Consider the following 23,213-nt stretch of genomic DNA (forward strand, 5'->3'; position numbering starts at 1 on the left):
CACGCCCACCGATAGCGCCTGCCACCTGCGGGAGCGCGCTCCTGGGGCATCCCGGCGGCCGACGACCGGCGATTCCCAGAGCGGCGACGGGGGTGGGAACCCGCCCCTCGGGTAGCCTGGTGCCCAACGACCCGATCCCCACCACTGCGGAGGCAAACGATGGCGCGTCCCCGCAAACCCATCGACAGCGACCGGCGGGGCGCCCTCATGCGCGAGGCGCGCTCCTCCTTCGCGCGCCTGGGGTACGCGGGGACCTCGTTGAGCTCCGTCCTGCGCGCCTCCGGCTTCCCCCGCAGCTCCTTCTACTACTTCTTCGACGGGAAGGAGGCACTGCTCGACGAGGCATTCGCCGATGGCCTGTCCCGCCTCGCCATGTGCGCCCCGCCCCCCAACCCGGGCGCCCTGACCGCCACGACCTTCTGGCCCCGCCTGTTCGGCTTCGTCGACGCGCTGGCCGCCGCGGGCGCCGACCCGGATCTGGCGGCGACCGCGCGCCTCTTCCACATGCCCGACGCCCCCGCCTCAGCGAGGCGCGCGTCCTTCGAGCGCGGGGCGAGGCGGTGGTGCGCCGAGGTCGTGCGCGTCGGCCGCCGCCTCGGCGCACTCGACGAAGAGCTCCCCGAAGAGCTCCACGCCGAACTCGTGTGGGCGGTCGCGGCCGCCCTGGACCGGTGGATGGCTTCGCGCGCCGAGGTGCCCGCCGACTCCCACGCCCTCGTGCGCGCGGTGATGGTGCGGCTCCTGGGCGCGCCCGGCGCCCCCTGAGCGCCCGCGCCCCCCGATCCGGATTCCGGTCCCCAATTCATGGACACACCTGTCCACGAATTGGTAGACTGGGAACGCGCAGACGGCCCCGCACGCGGGCACTCACGACGAAGTGGAGGGAAGAGCAGATGAGCACAATCACAATCGCCGGGGCGACCGGGTACCTCGGGCGGCACCTCGTCGCGGAGTTCCACCGCCGCGGCCACACGACCACAGCAATAGTGCGGGACGCCGAACGCGCGCGCTCCGCCGGACCATGGGGCGCCCCACCCCTGGACGGCCTCGTGGACCACTGGATCGTCGGCGACGTCACCGACCCCCGGACCACGGCCGGAGCCGCCGCCGGGAGCGACCACGTCGTCTCAGCACTCGGTGTGACCAGGCAGAACGCGGATCCGTGGACGATCGACAACCTCGCCAACAAAGCGATCCTCGCCTCGGCCCTGCGCCACGGGGCCAACTCGTTCACCTACGTCAACGCACTCGGCGCCGAGCACTGCCCCACCCGCCTCACCCGCGCCAAAACCGCCTTCGCGCGCGCCCTCGCCGGCTCCAGGATCACCGCGCAGATCATCAACCCGCCCGCCTACTTCTCCGACATGATGGCCCTCCTGTCGATGGCCCGCCACGGCATGGTCGCCGTCATGAGGCGGGAGGCGCGGATCAACCCCGTGCACGGGGCGGACCTGGCCCGCTACATCGCCGACCGCGTGGAATCGGGGGACGCCGGGCAGTGGGACGTGGGCGGCCCCGACACCCTCACGTGGGAGCAGTGGGCGCGCACGGCGTTCCACGTCCTGGGCAGGCGGGCGCGCGTCGTCACCGCGCCCCAATGGCTCGTCGGCCCCGCGATCCGGGCCACAGCCATGGCCAGCCCCCGCAAGGGCGATACCGCCCGCTTCGCGGTGTGGAACATGCTCCACGACTGCGTCGCGCCCGCCACGGGGACGCACCGCCTGGCCGACTTCTACGCCGAGCACGCGCGCGGGCCGCGCTGAGGGCCGGATGCGGGGGCCGCGGCGGAGCCGGAGGGGCAGTAGCGGCCATCCGCTAGCCCGACCGAACACGCGGGCCGGGCGCGGGCGACCACGGCGCACCTGAGGACCGAGGGCAGAATGCGAGGGCCGGGCGCTACACGGGGGCAGAGCGCACACTCCGGGCGCGGCGGCGGGACAACGAGAAGCGGGAGGGCCGCAAGACCCTCCCGCAGGAGTACCCCCAACCGGATTTGAACCGGTGTTAACGCCGTGAGAGGGCGTCGTCCTAGGCCGCTAGACGATGGGGGCCCATCACCCGGAACCCATTCGGGACCGAGTCGTACCCCCAACCGGATTTGAACCGGTGTTAACGCCGTGAGAGGGCGTCGTCCTAGGCCGCTAGACGATGGGGGCCTTCCCGGCGATCACTCGCCGAGTGGCTGGGGTACCAGGACTCGAACCTAGAATGGCTGAACCAGAATCAGCTGTGTTGCCAATTACACCATACCCCAATGTGGGATCGCCGCTTCCCTTGCGAGCCGCGGGCGACAGGTAGAAACCTTAGCGCACCCCCACAGTGAAACCAAATCCACAGGAAGTGGCACCCCTCACGGATCAGGCGAGCGCCTCGCGGAGCGCACGCAAACGCGCCAACGACGACTCCCTGCCCAGGATCTCCATCGACTCGAAGAGCGGCGGGGACACCTGGCGGCCCGTAATGGCCACGCGCAGGGGCCCGAAGGCCAGCCGCGGCTTGATGCCCATCCCATCGACGATCCTCTGGCGCAGCCCCGCCTCGAGGCGGTCCGTGGCGAACTCCTCCGCCCCTATGCCCTCAACGAAGGCGATGGCCTCGTCGAGCACCTCCCCCGCGTTGTCCTTGAGCTTGGCGACCGCCTTGGCGTCCACCTCCAACCCGGAGTCGGCGACGAAGAGGAATCCGAGCATCCCCGGCGCCTCGGAGAGCACCTGGATGCGCGTCTGGACCAGGGGGGCCGCCTCGGAGAGCACCTGCTGCTCGCGGGGGGCCAGGGCCCCGAAGGAATCGGCGGACACGAACCCGTCGCGGCGCAGGAAGGGCACCAGGCGGTCGCGGAAGTCCGCCCCGTCCAGCAGGCGGATCTGCTCGGCGTTGATGGCGACGGCCTTCTTGTGGTCGAAGCGCGCTGGATTCGGGTTCACATCCGAAATGTCGAAGGCACCGACCATCTCCCGCATCGAGAAGACATCTCGGTCGGGGGCGATCGACCAGCCCAACAGGGCGAGGTAGTTGTTCAGGCCCTCGGGGATCATCCCCGCTTCCTTGTGGAGCAGCAGGTTCGACTCGGGGTCGCGCTTGGACAGCTTCTTGTTCCCCTCGCCCATGACGTAGGGCAGGTGCCCGAAGCGGGGCATGGCCTCGGCGACACCGATGGCCTCGAGGGCCCGGTAGAGCGCGATCTGGCGGGGGGTCGACGACAGCAGGTCCTCGCCGCGCAGCACGTGGGTGATCCCCATGAGGGCGTCGTCCACGGGGTTCACCAGCGTGTACAGGGGGTGGCCGTTGGCGCGCACGATGACGTAGTCGGGGACTGACCCCGCCTTGAAGGTGATCTCACCGCGAATCAGGTCCGTGAAGGCGATGTCCTCGTCGGGCATGCGCAGGCGCAGCACCGGCTGGCGCCCCTGGGCGCGGAAGGCTGCGACCTGCTCCTCGCTCAGGTCCCGGTCGAAGCCGTCGTAGCCGAGTTTGGGGTCCTCGCCCTTGGCGCGGTGGCGCTCCTCGACCTCCTCGGGCGTCGAGTAGGACTCGTAGGCGTACCCGGCCTCGAGCAGGCGGGCGGCGACATCGCGGTAGATGCCCATGCGCTCGGACTGGCGGTAGGGGCCGTGGGGGCCGCCCTTGCCGACGCCCTCGTCCCAGTCGAGGCCGAGCCACTGCAGCGACTCGATGATCTGGTCGAAGGACTCCTGGGAGTCGCGGGCCGCGTCCGTGTCCTCGATGCGGAAGACGAAAGTGCCGCCCGTGTGACGGGCGTAGGCCCAGTTGAACAAGCACGTGCGGACCATTCCGACGTGGGGTGTCCCCGTGGGCGAAGGGCAGAAGCGGACGCGCACGTCGGCGCCGGTTGCGGTTGTTTCACTCATGATTGCCCAATCCTACTCCAGCGCCGCCGTCGCGAGGGCCCGCCAGTCGGTTCGGCGCTGCACCGGGTCGGAAGCGGCAATATGCTTGTCGCGCCCGACACCGCCTATCCGAGGAGCAGCCTTGACAGTCCGCACGTTCACCGACTCCCAGCTCTACCGCACCGGCTCCCTCAAATGGACGGGCGTGACGCGTTCGGACGGCTCCCCCACTATTGGCGCGTGGGTCGCGGAGATGGACTTCGGGACGGCTCCGGAGGTGGCGGCCGCCATGAAGGGCGCCATCGACGACGGCCTGCTGGGCTACCAGCCGCGCTGGCTCGAGGGCGCCGTCGCCGAAGCCACCGCAGCCTTCCAGCACGAGCGCTTCGGCTGGGAGGTCGAGCCCGGCCAGGTGCGTCTGGCGGCCTCGGTGCTGCCCGTCCTGGAGGCCATGATCCGCCATTTGGTGCGCCCCGGCTCTCCCGTCGTCGTCCCCACGCCCGCGTACATGCCCTTCCTCACCATCCCCTCCAGGCTCGGCCACCCGGTCATCGAGGTCCCCTCACTGCGCGGGACCCGCGCCGGCGGGCACGGGTGGGCCCTCGACCTGGATGGGATCCGCGCGGGGCTCGAGGCAGGGGCCGGCCTGGTCATCCTGTGCAACCCGTGGAACCCGACGGGCAGGATCCTGCGCGAGGAGGAGCTGCGCGCCCTGGCGGGCGTCGTCGGGCAGTACGACGCCCTGGTTTTCTCCGACGAGATCCACTCGCCCCTGGTCCTCGACGAGACCGTCCCCTTCGTGCCCTACGCCTCACTGGGCGGCTCCTGCGCGGCGCACACGGTGACCGCGACGGCCGCCTCGAAGGGGTGGAACATCGCGGGCCTGCCGTCGGCGCAGGTGATCCTGCCCGACGAGGCGCTGCGAGCCCGCTGGGACGCCTTCCGCGACGAAGTCGCCCACGGCGCCACCGTCATCGGCACCGTGGCCACCATCGCCGCCTACGAGAAGGGCGACGCGTGGCAGCGGGAGGTCAAGGACCTCATCCGCGCCAACATGGATCTCGTGGAGTCCCGCTTGTCCGGCTCCCCCATCGACTTCGTGCGCCCTGAGGCCACCTACCTCACGTGGTGGGGCTTCGAGGGCGTGGACCTGGGCCGCCGCTCCCCCTTCGACGTGCTGCGCGATGAGGCGGGCATCGCCGCTAACGAGGGGCTGACCCTGGGCGCGGACTACTACAAGTGGGCGCGGATCAACCTGGCGTGCGCCCCCGACGTGGCGCGGCGGATCGTGGACGGTGTGCTGGCCCTCGACGCCCTCCGTTAGCGGGGGCCATCCCCGCAACGGTCGCCCGGTGGTCCAAAATGCGTCTGGGCTTCACCCGAGGCGGGCGTGTGCGCAGTGCCCGCGGTTGCCCGGTGGTCCAAAATGCGTCTGGGCTTCACCGCATTCCAGGGGCGCCAGGGCGCACTGTTCCAAAATGCGTCTGAGTTCGACGATATCTGGCCGATTTCTACGATTCCGGGCAGACTCAGACGCATTTTGGACCGCCCAACCCACAAGCCCCCGGAATCACCCGAGACTCAGACGCTTTTTGGACCACCAGGAGTGGCAGACGGCCGAAACTATGGTGCGTGAGAAGCGTCAGCGAAGGAGAAGCTCTCTTATGAGGCATCCTCTTCCCGCTGGGGGAAGGATGGGGGAAGGAATGGGTCGCCCAAGCGCGCGGGGCGGGCCATCGGGCGGGGCAGCCTACTCCAGCGCCGCCTCGATCACTAGACGCACGGAGGCTCCCTACTCCAGCGCAGCCTCGATCCCCATGCGCACGGCCTCCCCCGCCCGCGCTGCCGCCTCGACGACGAGCCCCGGGTCCGTCGGGGAGGCGGCGAAGGACAGGTCGGACACGACCGACATGCCCGCGACCCTCACGCCGAGCGCGTGCAGGGCCAGGGCCTCCATGACCGTGGACATGCCCACGCAGTCAACCCCCAGACCCGCCAGGGCGCGCGTCTCGGCGGCGGTCTGGTACTCGGGGCCGCGCAGGAGGGCGTAAACCCCTTCGCGCTGGCACTGTCCGCGCAGGGCATCGGTCAGTTCCGCGTCCCACACAGCCGAGACGTCCAGGAAGAGCGGGCCGTTGAAGGGCGAGGCTCCCGACAGGTTCATGTGGTCCGTGATCGCCATGACATCGCCCAGCTCCCAGTCGCGCAGGCAGCCGTTCGCGTTGGTGAGGACCGCGCGCTCCACACCCGCGCTCGCCGCCGCCCGGGCGAGGGCTGTAACGGGCCGGGGCCCGTGGCCCTCGTACAGGTGGGTGCGCCCCGTCGCCACGAGGACCGGGCCCGAGGCGTGGTCGTAGAGGCGCACTTCGCCCCCGTGTCCGTCGGCGACGGGAGCGAGGCAGCCGGGCAGGGAGGCCAGGGGCAGGGATGCGCGCGGGGCGGGCCACGCCGTATCGAGGGCGGGGGCGAGCCCCGACCCCAGGACGACGAGCGCGCGGGGCGCCCCTGCTGCGAGGGAAACGAGGGCGGAAGCGGCGGCCGCGGCCTCCTCGTCCACGAGAGCCGAGACGAAGCGCGGGTCCGCGTCCCCGGGGGGAGTCATCGCTCCCCCTCGGAGGCGCCCTGGGCGTAGGTGCGCGATGGCTGGGCCTCCTGGGCGCGCACACGGCCCGCGCTGGTCGCCCAATAGCCTACGAATCCGACGACCAGCGCGAGGAGGATGCCGATGTTGGCGCCCGCCCAGTCGCCCTCGCGCCCGCCGAGGGGGCCCAGCAGGTAGCCCTGCCAGGACAGCCACGAGGCGCTCGTGTTGACCACCAGCCCCCACCCGACGAAGGAGGCGACCGCCAGCGCCGCCACCGCGCCCCAGTTCACGGAGCCGTAGCGCCCGTCGGAGACGAAGAGCGAGGGCTCGTCGTAGTCCTCGCGGCGCAGTGCGATGTCGGCCAGCATGACGCCGCCCCACGCGGCGATGACGACTCCGAGCGTGGTGAGGAAGGCAGTGAAGGGGGTGAGGAAGGAGTCGGCGAAGAACACGACCACGATGGTGCCCACCGTCATGATCGTGCCATCGATGGCGGTGGCGACAGGGCGGTTGACGGGGACTCCCGTGGCCAGCAGCGACAGGCCCGAGGAGTAGATGTCCATGACGATGCCGCCGATCAGGCCCAGGATCGCAACCAGGGCGAAGGGGATGAGGAACCAGGTCGGCAGGATCGTGGTGAGCGCCCCGATGGGGTCACCGCCGATCGCCTCGGAGAGCTCGTCGAAATTGGAGCCCACCAGCAGGACGCCGAAGAACACGAGGACGACCGTGGGCAGTGCCGCCCCGAAGGTCGTCCACCCCACGACGCCCTTGGTGGAGGCGGTGCGCGGCAGGTAGCGCGAGTAGTCGGCGGCCGCGTTGATCCACCCGAAGCCGAAGCCGACCAGCAGCATGCACCCGGCGCCCAGGACCGCTGCCACCGATCCAGCGGGGCGCGCCATGAGCGCGCCCATGTCGATGGTGGGCGCCGCGAGGACCAGGTAGACGAGGGTGAGGACTGCGGTCGCCCACGTGATCCACGTCTGCACGCGCATGATCGCCTCGAAGCCCAGCACGCCCGACCCTGCGGCCAGGACCACCACCAGGATGAGGGCGAGGACCTGGGCGACCAGGTGGTTCTCGAATCCGAGGGCGCCCATGACGGTGGCCGTCGCCTGGACGGCCATGATGCAGAGGAAGGTCTCCCACCCGACGGTGAGAATCCATGAGATCAGCGCGGAGACGCGGTTGCCGTTGTAGCCGAAGGCCGCGCGCGACAGGACCAGGGTGGGGGCGGAACCGCGCTTGCCCGCCAGGGCGACCAGGCCGCACACCAGGAAGGACAGGGAGACCCCGATGACCGAGACGACGACGGCCTGGGGGAAGGACAGGCCGAAGCCCAGCACCCACGAGCCCCAGGAGATGCCCAGGACCGAGATGTTCGCGGCGAACCACGGCATGAACAGGTCCGACGGCCTGCCCTTGCGGTCGCTTTCGGGGATGACGTCGAGGCCCGCCATTTCGACGGCGAGGCCGCCCTGGGCATTGCCCGAAGTGGGCGCAGAGGAATCGGACATTGATTGCTCCTATGGGGAATGGGATCTGCACCATAGAGCATAGTCAGTGCGCAGCCCGCGCAACACCCCCTGCTCCGAGGAGGCCGCGAGCGCCACCGCACCGACCGCGGCGGGGCGGAACACCCCCGCGCGTACGGTAGGGGCCACGAAGCGGCCGTACCCGCCCGGCTCCCCGGGGGCGGAACACCCCCGCGCGTACGGTAGGGGCTCCCATCTGTGCGCGCACGACCGGGAGACCCCTCGAACCGACCACGGCGGGGCGCCCCCTCGCACGGTTGGGAGAGGGCTCCCCCTATACACGGACGACCGCGACGTGGAACGCCCGGGCGTGCCGGTTCGCCGGGGCTCTCCCCTATGCGCGCACAACCGGGTTCGACAGGGTGCCGATTCCGTCGATCGTGATCTCGACGCGGTCCCCAGCCTTAACGGGGCCGCAACCGGGGGGAGCACCCGTGACGATGACGTCTCCGGGCAGCAGGGTGAACGCCGTCGAGGCGTAGGAAACCAGTTCGAAGACGTTCCAGATCATGTCGGCGCTCGACCCGTCCTGCGCGGGCACGCCGTTGACGGTGGAGCGGATCGCCAAGTCAGTCGGATCCAGCCTGGGGTCCACCGTGATCCACGGGCCCAGGGGGCAGGCGGTGTCGAAGGACTTGCCGCGCGCCCACGGCCCCCCGTCCACCGCGTCGCGGGCGGTCGCGTCGTTGGCCACCGTGTACCCCAGGACCACCTGGTGCGCCTCCTCGACGGGCACGTCCTTGGCCAGGGACTTGATGACGACGGCCAGCTCGCCCTCGAAGACCACGTCGTCGGACCACGCGGGGATCGCGATGGGGTCGTCGGGCCCGATCACCGAGGTGTTCGCCTTGAGGAACAGCGGCGGGCGGGTCCTGTCAGCGTCGGGCACGGGCTGGTCGGAGTAGTTGCCGGCGACCCCCACGACCTTCGACCGCGGGATCACCGGGGAAAGCAAGCGGACCTCGTCGAGCTCGAAGATACGGCCCGAGGGCTCCACGGCCGCGAAGAGGGGGTCGCCCTTGAGGCCGACGATCCTGGTGGAACCGTCGTCGAGGGCACCGTAGCAGGGACTCGACCCGTCGGAAAAACGCACGATTCTCATAGCGCGATCCTAACCGGCGCTGCCGGGTTTGCGGGCGCGGGACTTCTTCGGGCGTTTCCACACGCGCCCGGGAACGTCGCGGGGCAGCAGCGGGTTGCCCTCCCCCACGAACACGGGGTCGGCGATCCCCGCTCTGCGCTGCTCCTGGTAGTCGCGCAGCGCCCCCAGGCCCCAGCGCATGAGGAGGACCAGGGCGATGAGGTTGGTGATCGTCATGACGGCCATCGCGATATCGACGGCATTCCACACGACATCGAGGCTGAGCAGCGCCCCAGCGGTGGCCGAGGCGACGCAGACGACGCGCACTCCCCACGTCGCCCACGCCCGGTCGCCGAAGACGAAGGACATGTTCGTGTCGGAGTAGACGTAGGCGGCGATGATCGACGAGTAGGCGAGGACGAAGACGAGGACCGCCATTGGGACGATCGCCCAGGCCCCCAGTTCGTGGGAGACCGCCAGGGTCGTCAGGTTCGACGGGTTCACGCCCCGGCCGCCCCACACCTCGGCCCCGGCGATGAGGATCACGAAGGCTGTGGCCGTGCACACGACGATCGTGTCGATGAAGACGCCGAGGGACTGGATGAGGCCCTGGCGCACCGGGTGGGACACGGTCGCGGTCGCCGCGGCGTTGGGGGCCGTGCCCTGGCCGGCCTCGTTGGAGAACAGGCCCCGCTGGGTGCCGTTGACCATGGCGGCCAGGATCCCGCCGCCGAGTCCGCCCACAAGCGGCTCGGGCGAGAACGCCGACGTGAAGATCTGGCCCAGGACGGTGCCGAACTGCCCGATATTGAGGACGCAGATGACGGCGACCATCACGACGTAGACGAGGGCCATGATCGGGGCCATCCACTCGGTGACCCTGGCGACCGTGCGGATTCCCCCGAAGATCACCATCGCGGAGAAGACGAAGACGAGGCCGGCGACTGTGAGCTGGGCCGCCGAGAAGCCCCCCGCCCCCTCGAGGGGCTGCCGCGTGCCCTCGCCGAACGCCTCGGTGAGGGTGCCCGCGATCGCATTGGACTGGACGGAGGTGATGACGACGCCGCAGGTGAGGACGGTGATGACCGCGAAGACTTTGGCCATCGCGCGGTTGCGCATGCCGCGCTTCATGTAGTACGCCGGCCCGCCGCGGAAGGCGCCGTCGGGGTGGCGGACCTTGAAGATCTGCGCCAGTGTCGCCTCGAAGAACGCCGTCGCCATGCCCACCAGGGCGACGACCCACATCCAGAAGATGGCGCCGGGGCCCCCGAGCAGGAGGGCGGCGGCGACCCCGAAGACGTTGCCGACGCCGACGCGGGCGGCCAGGGAGATGGCGAACGCCTGGAAGGAGGAGATGCCGCCCTTGGCGCCCTGACGGGAGCCGAACACGGTGCGCACCATTTCCGGGAGCATGCGCAGTTGCACGCCCCGCGAGGCGATGGTGAGCAGCAGGCCCACGCCCAGCAGGATCACGATGGTGAAGTGCGTGGTGATCCAGTCGGCGATCTGTTTCTCTGCCGCGGCGAATTCTTCCACTTCGGTTCCTTAGGTTACTGTGCCGGGGCGCCAGGGGAGGCGCCACCGACGGGACCGCCCGCTGGCGCCGCACCCCGGGCGCCGCCCTGATGTGACGTTGACAGCATGCCACACGGGGGCCGGGTCGGGCCCGGGGCGTCCATGCCGGTGCGCCGCGGGGGTCTGGGACAATGGGGGCATGACCGCGATGCTCAACGCCCTCCTCGACGACCTGGAAGACTCCGGGAGCCTCACCGACGACGACGCCCTCTACGAGGCGTTCGCCGGGTGGGCCGAGGGCACCGGACGCCCCCTCTACCCCCACCAGGACGAGGCGCTCATCGAGGTCCTCGCCGGCAACCACGTCATCGCCGCCACCCCCACGGGCTCGGGCAAGTCGATGATCGCGCTCGCCGCGCACTTCGTGTCAATGGCCCACGGGGGCCGCTCCTACTACACGGCGCCCCTCAAGGCCCTCGTGTCGGAGAAGTTCTTCGACCTGGTCGCACTCTTCGGCGCCGACAACGTCGGCATGATCACCGGGGACGTCTCCCTCAACGCCACGGCCCCGATCATCTGCTGCACCGCGGAGATCCTGGCGAACCAGTCCCTGCGCGAGGGGCCCGGCCTCGACTGCGACATGGTCGTCATGGACGAGTTCCACTTCTACGGGGACCGCCAGCGCGGCTGGGCGTGGCAGGTGCCGCTGCTGGAGCTCACGGGCGCGCAGTTCGTCGCGATGAGCGCCACCCTGGGGGACACCTCGCGCTTCGAGGAGGCGTGGCGCGAGCGCACCGGCCGCCCCGTGGCGCTGGTCGACGACGCCGAGCGGCCCGTGCCCCTGGAGTTCGAGTACGTGGTGGACCGCCTGCCGGACACTGTCGAGCGCCTGCTCGGCGAGGGCCGCTGGCCCGTGTACATCGTGCACTTCTCCCAGCGCGACGCGGTGTCCACCGCCAAGTCCTTCGACCGCAACTCCCTGGTCCCCAAGGACCGCAAGGCCCAGATCGGGGCCGCCCTGGCGGGCGTCCACTTCGGGCGGGGCTTCGGCCAGACCCTGCGCTCCCTGCTGGTCCAGGGCGTCGGCGTCCACCACGCGGGGATGCTGCCGCGCTACCGGCGCCTCGTCGAACGCCTCACCCAGCGGGGCCTGCTGCCCATCGTGTGCGGCACAGACACCCTGGGGGTCGGCATCAACGTGCCGATCCGCACGGTCCTGATGACCTCCCTCATCAAGTTCGACGGCGCGCGGATGCGCCACCTGAGCGCCCGCGAGTTCCACCAGATCGCGGGCCGAGCGGGGCGCGCGGGCTTCGACACGGTCGGTTTCGTGCGGGTCCTGGCCCCCGAGCACGAGGTGGACGCCGCCCGCGAGAGGGCGCGCCTCAGCGCGGCGCAGGAGGCCGCCCGTGACGCGCGCGAGGCCAAGCGCGCCGCGAAGAAGGCAGCGAAGAAGCGCAAGGGCCCCGCCGACGGCTCGATCTCGTGGACGCGCTCGACCTTCGACCGCCTCGTCGGAGCGGCCCCCGAGCAGTTGAGGAGCCGTTTCGAGATGACGCACGCGATGGTGCTCAACGTCCTGGCGGGCGCGGAGGACGCCGGGCGGGACCCCGGCGAGCACCTCGTGTGGCTGGCGCGCTCCAACGACGACCCGCCCACCGCCTCGAACCCGCACCTGCGGCGCCTGGGCGACATCTACTCGTCGATGAGGCGCGCGGGAGTGGTCTCGCACGAGTCCTCGGCGCTCGCCGCCTCGCAGGGGCGCCCCCGGCTGCGCGCCGCCACGGACCTGCCCGACGACTTCGCCCTCAACCAGCCCCTGTCGCCCTTCGCTCTGGCCGCCCTGGAGCTGTTGGACCCGTCCTCGCCGGAGTTCGCCCTGGACGTGGTGTCCGTCGTGGAGGCCGTGCTCGAGGACCCCCGTCCCCTGCTCTTCGCGCAGGAGAAGGCGGCGCGGGGCGAGGCCGTGGCCGCCATGAAGGCGCAGGGCATGGAGTACGAGGAGCGCATGGAGGCCCTGGAGGAGGTGACGTGGCCGCGCCCGCTCGCCGAGTTGCTCGAGGGCGCGTTCCGCACTTACGTGGCGGCGAACCCGTGGGTGGGCGCCCTGGAGATCTCACCGAAGTCGGTGGTTCGGGAGATGGTGGAGAACGCCATGACCTTCACGGAGCTCGTGTCCCGCTACGACGTGGGGCGCTCGGAGGGCGTGGTGCTGCGCTACCTCACCGACGCGTACAGGGCGCTGCGCCAGATCGTCCCCGAGTCCATGCAGACCGACGAGGTCCGCTCGATCGTCGAGTGGCTGGCGGCGCTGATCCGGGCGGTGGACTCCTCGTTGCTGGACGAGTGGGAGGCCCTGTCGCAGGGGCGCTCGTGGGACCAGGCGGGCGACGCGGACGCCTCGGCGGGCGCGGAACTGGCGTTCGGCGCCGACGAGGACGGCACCGTGGCGTTCAGTGCGAACCGGCACGCGTTCCGCACCGCGGTGCGCGCCGCGATGTTCGCGCGCGTGGAGTTGATGAGCCGTGACGATGTCGATGGCCTGGCGCGCTTGGACGGCGCCGGGGCGGGGGCTCTGGCCGGGGCGGGCCCGTGGGGCGGGGACGACTGGGACCGCGCCCTGGAGCGCTACTGGGCGGAGCACGACTGGATCGGCATCGACGCCGCAGCCCGCTCGGCCTCGATGTGCGCGTTGAACGAGGCGCCCGCCCGCGAGGACGTGCTGGCGGTCCTTCCCGCCTCCGCCTCCTCGGACGCGGACCGGCGCCTGGCCGCGCGCGCCGAGGCACTGGCGGACCTGGTCGACGAGGCGCCCCCGGGCTCCTACTGGCTGGTCGAGCAGGCCCTCGCCGACCCCGACGGCGACCACGACTGGCGGATCGCCGCCCTGGTGGACGTGGCCGCCTCGGACCGCGCGGGCGCCGTGGACCTCGTGATCGTGACGGTTGCCCCGCGCTGATTGGGCCCACTTCCATGACGCCCGTGCAGGCACAAGCAGGCGCCGAAGCCGCAGCCACCGCCCGGTGGGCGTTGAAGAAGGCGGTGCCCTACCTCCCTGCCCTACGGGGACATCATCATGTGGTCGTCGGGTGCCCTGCCCTGGGCGCTGTTGGCAGCCCGCGCGGCATATCGGGGCCAGTGCGCGTTACTGGCACTGTCGCCGACGCGCGTCATTTGCACGAGCGCGCGTTGTCGACACCAGCGCGCGTTATAACCCCCTCACGATGTCGACAACACGCGTCGGTGTCGACAACCCCCTCACGATGTCGATGACGCGCGTCCACGCTCGCCTCGCACCCGTGTTCCTGCCAGGGGAACATCCGGAGCAGGCCGATGCTCGCGCCTGGGCCGGGCACCCGATCAGTCTCCGGGGTGCGCACACAAGGACTCCGGTTTACGAAACCGTCCGCAAACTAAACGCAGGCCCCAATCCGGGGTACGCACACAAGGACCCCGATTTACGGAACACGCACCGCACACAAGGGCGGAATCAAGACGCTCAGTACGATCCGGTGTTGCCTAATTCCCGCCCTTGTGTGCGACACCAAGGGGAATGGACGCTGAAAACGGACAGGAGCAGGGGCGAACTCACCGGCAAAACGGCAAACCTGCGGAGAAAGGGCGGCTGGTTTCCAGCGGCGCCTATAGAAACCGCGAACCAGAACAGCGCCTGTACCCGGCGGCCAGCACGACGCGGCCGCCCGGAAACCGGCAAAACAAAACGGCGCCCCAGGGGCTTGCACCGGCGCCTGGGGAGACCAGCAAAACAGAACGGCGCTTGGGGCTGGCACCGGCTCCGGGGGCGTTACCCCACGACAACGGTCCCACACCCCGCAGCAAGGCGACCGCGCGCGTCGTCCGGGGGCACTACCCCACGACACGCCCCGCAACGGCTAGGCGCGTGCCCGCGCCGCCCTGCGGAGCGCCCAGTCGACGGCCGCGAAAAGGCCCAGGAACGCCATCGCCCCAGCCAGGATGGCGCCGATGACGACGAAGGCCTGCCCGTAGCCGATCCGCGTGACGTTGAGGAACGCGTAGGGGTACTGGTGGACGAGCGCGCCCCGGGCCATCGTGTAGGCGACCCAGGCGACAGGGATGGCGAGCGCCCGGGCGACCGTGCCCCACGTGATGCCGCCGCGCGGGCCGAAGCCGAAGGCGGCGGCGACCATGGCCGCGGGGACGACGACGTGCTGCAGGGGGTTCGTGATGATCCCGATCCCCCGCAGGGTCTCCGAAGGGGCGATCAGCGCCGCGTAGACGATGGCGGTCACCGTGATCATCATGGTGGCGCACAGGTGGATGGCGCGCGTCCACCGCCCAGCCGGTCCGCGGTCCCTGGCCAGGCGGGTGGCGATGACGGCCACGACGATGTTCGACAGCTCAGTGAAGTAGGACAGGCACTCGACGAGCCTCTGGGGTGCTCCCGCCCACCCGTCGGGAGCCCCGGCGAAGAGGCCCGGCTCGTAGAACGCGGGCGGCGGGTACCCCCCGGCGGTGGCGATGGAGACGGTGGCGGCCGCCCCCGCCCACGCGAGGACCGCGACCACCGCGTAGGCGGCTCGGCCGCGCCGGGAAAGGGATGGGGCGCTAGTGCTGGTCATGCGCCCCACTGTAGTGGTTGCGCCAGTGTCCCGGCCGGGGCGGTCACGCCCGCGCGGCAGGCGCGGGCCGCTCGCCGATCTCCTGCTGGAGGCGCAGAAGGTACCCGTCGGGGTCCTGGACCAGGAACTGGCGGACGCCGATCTCGATCCCGCCCGCCCTGTACCACTCCTCCTCGGTCTCGACGAAGACGGGCCACTGCGCCTCGCGGATGCGGCGTCGTGCGGCGTCCAGGTCGGCGACCTGCACCTCGAGGTTGATCCCCCTGCCCAGGGGAGGCTCGAGGTCGGCGGTGGCCCACGTCCGGGCGGCGTCGATCTGGTCGAGCATCACGTGGGCGCCGCCCAGGACGAGGTACCCGAACCCTTCCTCGGGGCGCTCGTACTCGACGGAGAAGCCGACGAGGCCGCACCAGAACCGTTTGGAAGCCGGGTAGTCGGTGACGGCTAGCTCGGGCACGAGGGCTGGTCCACTGGTCATGGGTTCACTGTAGCGGGAGGGCGCCGAATGCCCGGGCGGCCGCCCATTAGTCGAGGATGTCCGAGTGCGATCCAGTCCGAACCGCAACGAGCGCATACAGTGAGTCATCCTCGTCAGTCATCGCCGGTGTCTGCCATCAGTTCGCCAACGCTCGCGTAACGGCGGGGTACGACTCTTCCAGCTGCTATCTCGCGGGCCTCATGCATGGCCGCCTCGGTCTCCGCGTTACAGCGGGGCTGGCGCAGGTTGAAGGGCAAGCCGCCCTCCAGGATCGACTTGTGCAGGAAGACGTTCACCGCGTCAGTGAGGTTCATGCCGAACTGGGCGTAAACCTGTTCGGCTTGCTCCTTGACTCGCGGATCGACCCGCATATTCAGGGTTGCTGTCTTTCCCATCTCCGCTCCTCTCACCTCCAGTGCACAACTTTTGCAACACATTGCCCCCACTATGCGCGTCTTCACCGCAGGATGGAACCACGCGCTCCAAGTCCCAACGACGGCAGTCGCCACCGACACCAGCACCAGCACCAGCACCAGCACCAGCACCAGCACCAGCATGCGTTATAGCCCCTCACAGTGTCAGCAACGCGCGCCCGCGCAGCGGCCCATACCCGAGCGCGCCTGCACCGCTGCGCGCCCACGGCGCGCGGGTCCTACTGGGCGCACAGGGGGACGACCTCGGCGCCCACCAGCTCCGCCAGGTCGAGGGGGCTGAGCTCGACGGAGAGCCCGCGCCTGCCGCCCGACACGACCACGGCCTCGTGGTCCAGGCACGACTCATCGATGAAGGTCCTGTGCCGCGTCGTCTGCCCCAGGGGGCTGATCCCGCCGACCACGTACCCGGTGCGCCGCTGCGCGAGGGCGGGTTCGGCCATCTCGGCGTGCTTGGCGCCCGCCGCCCTGGCGATGAGCTTCATGGACAGGCGCGCCAGGGCGGGCACGCACCCGACGACGAACTCCCCTGTCGGCTCCAGGCGGACCATGAGGGTCTTGAAGGCCCGTGCGGGGTCGATGCCCAGCTTCTCCACGGTCTCCTCGCCGAACGCCCGGGCGGCGGGGTCGTGCTCGTACTCGTGGACGGTGAAGGGCGCGCCGGCCGCCGTCAGTTCTTCGATGGCACGGGTGGGGCCGCCGCCTTGCCCCTTGCCGTGTTTGCGAGCCATAGCGCCCAGTCTACGGCGTCATAGGATCGAGGCGAAGCGGTCATCGATGATCGCCTTCCCGAAGGGGAAGCAGGTCACTGGGATCATCTTCAGGTTCGCGATGGCCAGGGGGATGCCGATGATGGTGATGGCCTGCAGGAGGGCAGTGGCCATGTGCCCGATCGACAGCCACAGCCCGGCCACGACGAACCACACGAGGTTCATGAGCGCCGAGCCGGCCCCCGCCCCGGGCAACGGGACGACGCGTCTGCCGAAGGGCCAGATCACGTAGGCAGCGATCCTGAAGCAGGCGACCGAGGCGGGGATGGTGATGATGAAGAGCATAGAGACCAGGCCGGCCAGGACGTACAAGACGAAGAGCTCGATACCGCCGAAGACCAGCCAGATGACGTTGAGGATAATGCGCATCGCCTAAGCCTTTCAATGCGGGGGCCGAACAGGTCAGTATGCCAGGCGTCCACCCCCGGAGCCATCGCACGGGCATCGGGATCCTCCCTGGAACACCCATGATTACCGACCACCTATGCGCGGGCGGGCGCGGGGAGCGCGGCCCCGCACACGCCCCGCCCAGCGCCGCGGTGGCCCGGTGGTCGCCCCGTTACCGGGAGCGCCGCCCCGCACACGCCCTGCCCAGCGCCCGCGTCGATGTCCATTACGCTAGTGTGTGGAAGCGCCCCGCACACCGCCCTTCCCGCTGCGGCTGCCGAGCGGGCGCGTAGGATCGGGCCATGACGATTTTCGAGGCGATCTCCGCAGCCAGGCGCGCCATCGACGAGGCGGCGCGCACGGCGGGCCGCACCGACCGCGTCACCCTGGAGCTCGCGGCCAAGACCCGCACGCCCGGGGAGTGCCACGAGGCGGCCGCCTGCCTCGCGCGCCTCGGCGGGCCCGTGCTGGTCGGCCACAACCGCGTCCAGGAGGCCCGCACCACCGCCGAGGCGATACGCCGCGTGGACGGCGCCCGCATCCACCTGATCGGCCCCCTGCAGACCAACAAGATCAACCAGGCCCTGGCCTGCGTGGACGCCGTGGAAACCCTGTCCAGCGCGGAGCTCGCCCGCAAGATCGACGCCCGCGCCACGCGTCCGCTCCCCGTGTTCATCCAGGTGAACGTCTCGGGCGAGGCCACCAAGAGCGGATGCGCGCCGGACGCGGTGGCGCCCGTCATCGACGCGGTGTCCGAGTGCGCGAATCTGCGGCTCGCCGGGTTCATGACCGTCGGCCTCAACTCCCCCGACGAGGCGCCCGTGCGCCGCGCCTACGCCCGCCTGCGCTCCATCCGCGACGATGCCGCCGCCCGGACGGGCGTCGGCGCCGCGTCGTTGGAGTTGTCGATGGGCATGAGCCGCGACATGGCGTGGGCCATCGCCGAGGGCGCGACCATCGTGCGCTTGGGGAGGGCGGTTTTCGGCGCCCGCTGAGAGCGCGCGGGACAGCGTTGCGCACTCCCCAGCGCCCGCCTCGTCCTGGCTCCGCAGCTGCCGGAGCCGGATGGGACTCGCACTAGAATGGGATCCATGACCACCGTGCTCGCAGGTTTCACCGCGGCGCTCCTGGCGCTCGCCCCGATCACCAACCCCATCGGCGCGCTCGCCGCCTTCGCGGGCCTGACCGCAGGCGACAACCCCGGCTCAGTCCGTTCCCAGGCATGGAAGACCGGGATCTACGTGTTCGGCATTCTGACAGCCTTCGCGGTGAGCGGCTCGCTCATCATGCGCTTCTTCGGCTTCGACCTGCCGGCCCTGCAGATCGCCGGTGGCATCGTCGTCGCCCACTCGGGCTTCTCCATGCTGGAGAACAAGCGCCGCTCCACCGGCGCGGAGGATCAGCACGCCGCCACTAAGGAGGACGTCTCCTTCTCCCCCATGGCGCTGCCGCTCATCGCCGGCCCCGGCTCGATCGGCGTCGTCATCGCTCTGGCCGCCCGCGACCCTTCCCCCGCCTTCCACGCGGGCATCATCCTGGGCGTCCTCGTGGCGTCAGCGGCCATAGCCCTGCTCCTGCGCTACGCGACACCGTGGATCGACAAGCTCGGTGCCACCGGGGTCGGCGCAATCGTGCGGATTATGGGTTTCCTGATCCTGGTGATCGGCGTGGAGCTCATCATCCACGGAGTGCGCTCTCTCCAGCTGTTCTGAGCCAAGGGCACGAAGACCGCGCGTCCGGCCACGCCCCGTGCCCGACGAAGAGACGGCCGACGAGCCCCACTGCCTACGATAGGAGCGACACGGACAGGCGCTGATACCTCTCTCGGAGCCATGGACGCAGGTCGACGCTCTCCCCCCTGATCTTCATATCTGTCAGACGAGTGGGCACTTCAACCCGGTCGAGAGCAGCTCCGTACGCGGCGATCATGGAATGAACGGCCTCTTCCACGAGGTCACGTTCAACGCGGCACAGGTCGGCGATGCTCAGCAGGTCGCACAGGCGCACGTCCCCCGCGACCTCCTTGCCGCATAGCTTGAGCGCCATGTCCTGCGGCCGGTTGAAATAGATGGCCGTACACACCAGATCGTAGGCGGGTGACAGCGCACTATTACGACGGTCCCGGTAAATCAGGCTCCAGTTCTTCAAATGCGCATCGTCGTTTCCGCACAGCATGTTGAAGACCGTACGGCGCACGCACTCAACAAGTGAGCCACGGTCGTAATTGCGGTACGCCATCTTCATCACGTACTCGACCGACCCGTGGTACTTGCCGTCTCCGCGACCGGAGAAGTTGCCCGCCTGGCAGAAATCCTCCATGTGCACGCGGCCCTCAGCGCTCCTGTCGAAGCGCTCGATGCTGAACGCGTGCTCCTCGGATGTCGCCCATGCGTAGCGGGGAATCGCCACATCATCTCGCTGGACAACACAAAATTCGGGGACTTCGATACCGCACGTCTTCGCCAGCGACATCACATAGGCCTCGTTGTGGACGAGCGCGTCGTACTCGCCAGGAGGAGGCAGCTTGACGATGCGGTCCCCGAGCTCGCCTCTCTCCGGGAGGGTCAAACGCTTATCGCGGGACTTCAACGAGAACTTCAGGACGTTCCCCGCGATGGACGCCCGGAACATCGGAGCCGGGGAATGGGCAGTTCCGTCGTCGGACAATGAGGTTCCAACTCCTGAACTGCTGGCACCGTCACCAGTACGGCGCACCGTGATGGCGCCGGGCAGGTCATCGCCGAGCGCGGAGAGAATACCGGGTTCATCGGAGTCGCTCAACCCGTGCTGCTCGCAGACGAGGGTGCGCAACAGGCCCTCTGGGAGGAGGTTGGAGAACCAGAGCGGCAGGACCGACTGCCCTCTGCTTCTCGCTTCGCGCCGCATCCCGTTCTCGAACCAGAAGCCCAGAACGGGCCGGTCCGAAATCCAGCAGTACTCGTCCGAGAAACGAAACGAACTCATGGACGCGTAGCAGGAGACTGTTCCGATCTCAATGCCGTGCAGGAAAACGTGGAACCCGAAATCTGGCGAATACGACGACATCCACTGCCCCTTCACTTGAACTCCACCGGGGCAAAGGACTCGTAATCCCACGCCATCATCAGGTCGAAAAACTCATTGACTCTCGCGGACAGGAGCTCCTCGCGCCGCTCCAGAGTGTGAATGGTGTCCCCGGAAGACCCGGCGCCACCAGTGCCATCGGGAAGAATAAGCATATCGGGGTGCGAGTCCATGAAGGACCTGGCCGCGTCCGCATCCTGGTGCGCCCGCTCATCAACCAGAAGAACCTTGTTGGCGAGCGACGAATAGAGCTCGTTCTCCCTATCGGAGACACGATGAGGATCTACGTAGTCGACAAGGAGCTCTGACGCGCTCCCGGAGTCTCCGACGAGCGAATCGAACAGCTCGATGGAAGCAGCGCCCTCATAGTCCTTCGCGCGCACGTAGTAGGACCACATGGCGCACACGCACGCTTTCGCATCCGAGCGGTTCATTCGCGCAATGGGGATCGCGACGCGTTCTCCTACAGATCTCTCGCCGATGCTTTCCAGCAGCCGCTGAATAGAGCCCGATTCGTCCCCGCGGCGCACGCTCTTCAGGAAAAAACGGGTCTGAACGCCCGCGCCGCTCATGCCGCCATCGATCATCTTGGACACGGTCCGCCACACCCAGCGTTTCAGCAGCTCCTTATTCCGCCTCTTCGGCTCCGGGAACAGCGCGAAGAACCTCGACACAACGTACAGTACCGCCCCGTACGGCAGCAGCGTGACGTGGGGAATGCAGCAGCTATCTTGCAGGAATCTCACGGCCTGAATGATCACACGTTCTGTTTCGGCATACGCTGCGTCCTGGTCCTCATCTGGAAAATCGGACACTCTTCTTCTCTCATCCGCGAACTCCGTGCCCGCGTCGCGAATATAGTCCGGATGCCTGCGCGCCTTCATAACGTTGAGCACGTACTCTTCGGAGATCTCTCCGAAGCCCGTCACGCGCGCAACAGTATCCGAAATCGACCGCAGGGTACGCCCAGTGGACGCGGAACCATTGAGCGCGTCGAACACCTCGGATGCTTTGAGTCTCTTGCCGCTTTTATTGATGCGAGCAAAGATGACGCGGAGCTTCCCCGCGTCGGCATCCTCTAGCACGGTGGCCGGGACGCTCACTGCGTTAAAAGTATTAAACGCCTCCATATACCGGCCACGCAGGGGCTGAGATTCGGCGTGGTCCCCGAACCACTGCCACGCGCCCTCGAAGTCGAAGAGGAGGCAGAGCGGCATCACGGTCCGGGCATAGCGCCCCAACATCGAAACCACGCGAGCGTTTTCCAGGTCATACCCCACAGCGAAGCGAGCGTCCCCGGCACTACGCGCATCCATCGCGTTGACGATACTCGTCACGCGCTGCTGACCGTCCACCAACCACAGTGCATCCGGGCGCGCAGGCGCATCGATGATGATCGAACCGACAACGACTCTGTGCGCCGACGCTTCCCGTTTCCACATCAGCAGATTCCCGATTGGATACCCCTGGTGCAAAGAGTCGAAGAGCGCGACAACGTCCTTGTTCTCCCACCGGAAGGAGCGCTGAAAATCGGGGATCCTCACGCGACCCGTCGCCACCAGGTCGCGCAATTCAGCGAGCCTGTAGGCTTCATGTTTCGGCTGCATCGCTTCGTTCGACATGGGTCCATGTTACTCCAACACCGATTCACAGACGACGCCCAGGCGCGCACAAGGAATGCGCTTCTGCCCAACTCGCCCCGGCCTCGTGCCCCGGCGAACCGGCCCCACCCCGACCGCGCCGCGCGAACGGCGGGGAGCCGGCGCTCAGAGGATGCTCAGGGGATGCGGTGCACCCACTCGGGGCGGGCGAACTTCGTCTCGCACCGGGCTCGGGCGACCTCCAGGTCCTCCTCGGTGATCGTGCCCTCGGTGGCCTGGTACTTGTCCTTGAAGTGGTCGAAGAACACCCGCATGATCTCCTCGCGGGGCAGGCCCGTCTGGGAGCGCATGGGATCCACGCGCTTGACCGCGCTGCGCGTCCCCTTGTCCCGGATCTTCTCCATGCCGATGCGCAGGACCTCGTTCATTTTCACGGCGTCGATGTCGTAGGCCATGGTCACGTGGTGCACCATGTAGCCGTTCGCCCAGCGCTTCTGCGCGGCGCCGCCGATCTTGCCCGCCTCGGAGGCGATGTCGTTGAGGGGCACGTACTTCGCCTTGATGCCCAGCATGGCCAGGACCTCCATCACCCACTGGTCCAAGTACGGGTAGGCCTGCTCGAAGCTCATCCCGTCCACCAGCGCCGTGGGGATCACCAGCGAGTAGGTGATGCAGTTGCCGGGCTCCATGAACATGGCGCCGCCCCCGGTGACGCGCCGTGACACCGTGATCCCATAGCGCTCCACCCCGTCGGGCTGGACCTCGTTCTGGTAGGACTGGAAGGAGCCGATCACCACCTGCGGCCCGTTCCACTCCCACAGGCGCATGAAGGGCTTGCGGCGCCCGGCGGCCACATCCTCGACCAGGGTCTCGTCCAAGGCGACGTTCACCATGGGATCGACGACGGGGCCGTGGATCACCTCGAAGTCGATGTCACCCCACGACAGGGCCGCGCCGAGGGCCCGCCGCACCGCGATCCCCACGGCCTCCGGATTCACGCCGATGAGAGTGTCCCCGCCGTGGAGGGCGGCTGCGACCAGAGCGGACAGCTCCTTCGCGCTCGACGAGGCGGGCGCCCCCTCCAGCGCGCCCGTGATGCGGGTGAGCGCGTCGTCGGGGTCGAGGAAGAAGTCACCGGAGACCTTCACGTCGATGAGCCGGTCCTGGTCGACCTCGAGGTCGACGACAACGAGTTTCCCGCCGGGGACTTTGTATTCGCCATGCATGGGCCGATTCTCTCACATGCCCGGCGGCGTCCGCCGCACGGCGACTGGTGCCAGCAGTGGGCGCGCCCCGGCCTCGTGGCGCGGGTCCCGGGG

At 69.2% G+C, this 23,213-nt stretch carries 19 protein-coding genes and 3 tRNA genes; 6 read left to right on the plus strand and 16 right to left on the minus strand.

Going from position 1 to position 23,213, the window contains the following annotated elements:
• The first annotated feature begins 159 nt into the window (after nt 1-159).
• Together G447_RS0102525 and G447_RS0102530 are read left to right on the plus strand one after the other, a co-directional pair.
• Nucleotides 160-765, plus strand: a complete 606-nt coding sequence (locus G447_RS0102525) for a TetR/AcrR family transcriptional regulator (RefSeq protein WP_026429920.1) — start codon at nt 160-162, stop codon at nt 763-765.
• 128 nt (nt 766-893) lie between these two features.
• The gene (locus G447_RS0102530; RefSeq protein ID WP_026429921.1) at nt 894-1,763 is read left to right on the plus strand and encodes an SDR family oxidoreductase; all 870 of its coding nucleotides are present in this window, start codon (nt 894-896) and stop codon (nt 1,761-1,763) included.
• Between the two features lie 215 nt (nt 1,764-1,978).
• Here G447_RS0102530 and G447_RS0102535 read toward each other — a convergent pair.
• From G447_RS0102535 to gltX, 4 genes are all read right to left on the minus strand, one after another.
• Nucleotides 1,979-2,051: transfer RNA gene (locus tag G447_RS0102535), tRNA-Glu, on the minus strand.
• A gap of 32 nt (nt 2,052-2,083) precedes the next feature.
• Nucleotides 2,084-2,156, minus strand: a tRNA-Glu gene (locus tag G447_RS0102540).
• Nucleotides 2,157-2,179: 23 nt separating this feature from the next.
• A tRNA-Gln gene (locus G447_RS0102545) sits at nt 2,180-2,254 on the minus strand.
• A 103-nt stretch (nt 2,255-2,357) separates the two neighbouring features.
• Nucleotides 2,358-3,869: a glutamate--tRNA ligase gene (gene gltX, locus G447_RS0102550; RefSeq protein ID WP_026429922.1), complete on the minus strand. Its 1,512-nt coding sequence runs from the start codon at nt 3,867-3,869 to the stop codon at nt 2,358-2,360.
• 121 nt (nt 3,870-3,990) lie between these two features.
• Between gltX and G447_RS0102555 the strand changes: the two genes are divergently transcribed.
• Nucleotides 3,991-5,172, plus strand: coding sequence for a MalY/PatB family protein (locus G447_RS0102555; protein WP_026429923.1), 1,182 nt, complete (start codon nt 3,991-3,993; stop codon nt 5,170-5,172).
• A gap of 468 nt (nt 5,173-5,640) precedes the next feature.
• On the opposite strand, the gene G447_RS0102560 is transcribed toward G447_RS0102555, so the two are convergent.
• The 4 genes from G447_RS0102560 to G447_RS0102575 form a co-directional block, all read right to left on the minus strand.
• A complete protein-coding gene (locus G447_RS0102560; RefSeq protein ID WP_026429924.1) occupies nt 5,641-6,450 on the minus strand; it encodes a purine-nucleoside phosphorylase in 810 nt (269 codons plus the stop codon).
• Entirely contained in the window at nt 6,447-7,949 is a 1,503-nt protein-coding gene (locus G447_RS0102565; protein ID WP_026429925.1) for a purine-cytosine permease family protein, read from the minus strand. The genes G447_RS0102560 and G447_RS0102565 overlap by 4 nt, the downstream gene beginning before the upstream one ends.
• A gap of 352 nt (nt 7,950-8,301) precedes the next feature.
• The gene (locus tag G447_RS0102570; protein ID WP_026429926.1) at nt 8,302-9,069 is read right to left on the minus strand and encodes a fumarylacetoacetate hydrolase family protein; all 768 of its coding nucleotides are present in this window, start codon (nt 9,067-9,069) and stop codon (nt 8,302-8,304) included.
• 9 nt (nt 9,070-9,078) lie between these two features.
• Entirely contained in the window at nt 9,079-10,584 is a 1,506-nt protein-coding gene (locus G447_RS0102575; RefSeq protein ID WP_026429927.1) for an alanine/glycine:cation symporter family protein, read from the minus strand.
• A 178-nt stretch (nt 10,585-10,762) separates the two neighbouring features.
• Between G447_RS0102575 and G447_RS0102580 the strand changes: the two genes are divergently transcribed.
• Nucleotides 10,763-13,522, plus strand: coding sequence for a DEAD/DEAH box helicase (locus G447_RS0102580; RefSeq protein WP_026429928.1), 2,760 nt, complete (start codon nt 10,763-10,765; stop codon nt 13,520-13,522).
• A 934-nt stretch (nt 13,523-14,456) separates the two neighbouring features.
• Here the strand turns inward: G447_RS0102580 and G447_RS0102585 are convergent.
• From G447_RS0102585 to G447_RS0102605, 5 genes are all read right to left on the minus strand, one after another.
• The gene (locus G447_RS0102585) at nt 14,457-15,164 is read right to left on the minus strand and encodes a Pr6Pr family membrane protein (protein WP_026429929.1); all 708 of its coding nucleotides are present in this window, start codon (nt 15,162-15,164) and stop codon (nt 14,457-14,459) included.
• Nucleotides 15,165-15,207: 43 nt separating this feature from the next.
• Nucleotides 15,208-15,642 carry a bleomycin resistance protein gene (locus G447_RS0102590; protein ID WP_005869647.1) on the minus strand — a complete coding sequence of 145 codons (435 nt, stop codon included), beginning with the start codon at nt 15,640-15,642 and terminating at the stop codon, nt 15,208-15,210.
• A 113-nt stretch (nt 15,643-15,755) separates the two neighbouring features.
• A complete protein-coding gene (locus G447_RS12560; protein WP_243442285.1) occupies nt 15,756-16,199 on the minus strand; it encodes a type II toxin-antitoxin system RelB/DinJ family antitoxin in 444 nt (147 codons plus the stop codon).
• Nucleotides 16,200-16,294: 95 nt separating this feature from the next.
• Nucleotides 16,295-16,804 carry a Cys-tRNA(Pro) deacylase gene (gene ybaK, locus G447_RS0102600; RefSeq protein ID WP_026429931.1) on the minus strand — a complete coding sequence of 170 codons (510 nt, stop codon included), beginning with the start codon at nt 16,802-16,804 and terminating at the stop codon, nt 16,295-16,297.
• An 18-nt stretch (nt 16,805-16,822) separates the two neighbouring features.
• Nucleotides 16,823-17,212 carry a YccF domain-containing protein gene (locus tag G447_RS0102605; RefSeq protein WP_005869625.1) on the minus strand — a complete coding sequence of 130 codons (390 nt, stop codon included), beginning with the start codon at nt 17,210-17,212 and terminating at the stop codon, nt 16,823-16,825.
• Nucleotides 17,213-17,532: 320 nt separating this feature from the next.
• Here G447_RS0102605 and G447_RS0102610 point away from each other — a divergent pair, with 320 nt between their 5' ends.
• Both G447_RS0102610 and G447_RS0102615 read left to right on the plus strand, forming a co-directional pair.
• Nucleotides 17,533-18,225: a YggS family pyridoxal phosphate-dependent enzyme gene (locus tag G447_RS0102610; RefSeq protein WP_026429932.1), complete on the plus strand. Its 693-nt coding sequence runs from the start codon at nt 17,533-17,535 to the stop codon at nt 18,223-18,225.
• Nucleotides 18,226-18,321: 96 nt separating this feature from the next.
• Nucleotides 18,322-18,942 (plus strand): MarC family protein, encoded by a 621-nt coding sequence (locus G447_RS0102615; protein WP_005869622.1) that lies wholly within the window; start codon nt 18,322-18,324, stop codon nt 18,940-18,942.
• A 73-nt stretch (nt 18,943-19,015) separates the two neighbouring features.
• Here G447_RS0102615 and G447_RS10925 read toward each other — a convergent pair whose 3' ends face one another.
• From G447_RS10925 to lplAB, 3 genes are all read right to left on the minus strand, one after another.
• Nucleotides 19,016-20,290, minus strand: coding sequence for a type II toxin-antitoxin system HipA family toxin (locus G447_RS10925; protein ID WP_051226215.1), 1,275 nt, complete (start codon nt 20,288-20,290; stop codon nt 19,016-19,018).
• Nucleotides 20,287-21,915, minus strand: a complete 1,629-nt coding sequence (locus G447_RS10930; RefSeq protein ID WP_051226216.1) for a DUF262 domain-containing protein — start codon at nt 21,913-21,915, stop codon at nt 20,287-20,289. The genes G447_RS10925 and G447_RS10930 overlap by 4 nt, the downstream gene beginning before the upstream one ends.
• A 155-nt stretch (nt 21,916-22,070) precedes the next feature.
• Entirely contained in the window at nt 22,071-23,120 is a 1,050-nt protein-coding gene (gene lplAB / locus G447_RS0102630) for a lipoate-protein ligase LplAB (RefSeq protein WP_026429933.1), read from the minus strand.
• Nucleotides 23,121-23,213 lie beyond the last annotated feature (93 nt).

Source organism: Schaalia georgiae DSM 6843, assembly GCF_000429245.1.
GTDB classification, from domain to species: Bacteria; Actinomycetota; Actinomycetes; order Actinomycetales; family Actinomycetaceae; genus Pauljensenia; species Pauljensenia georgiae.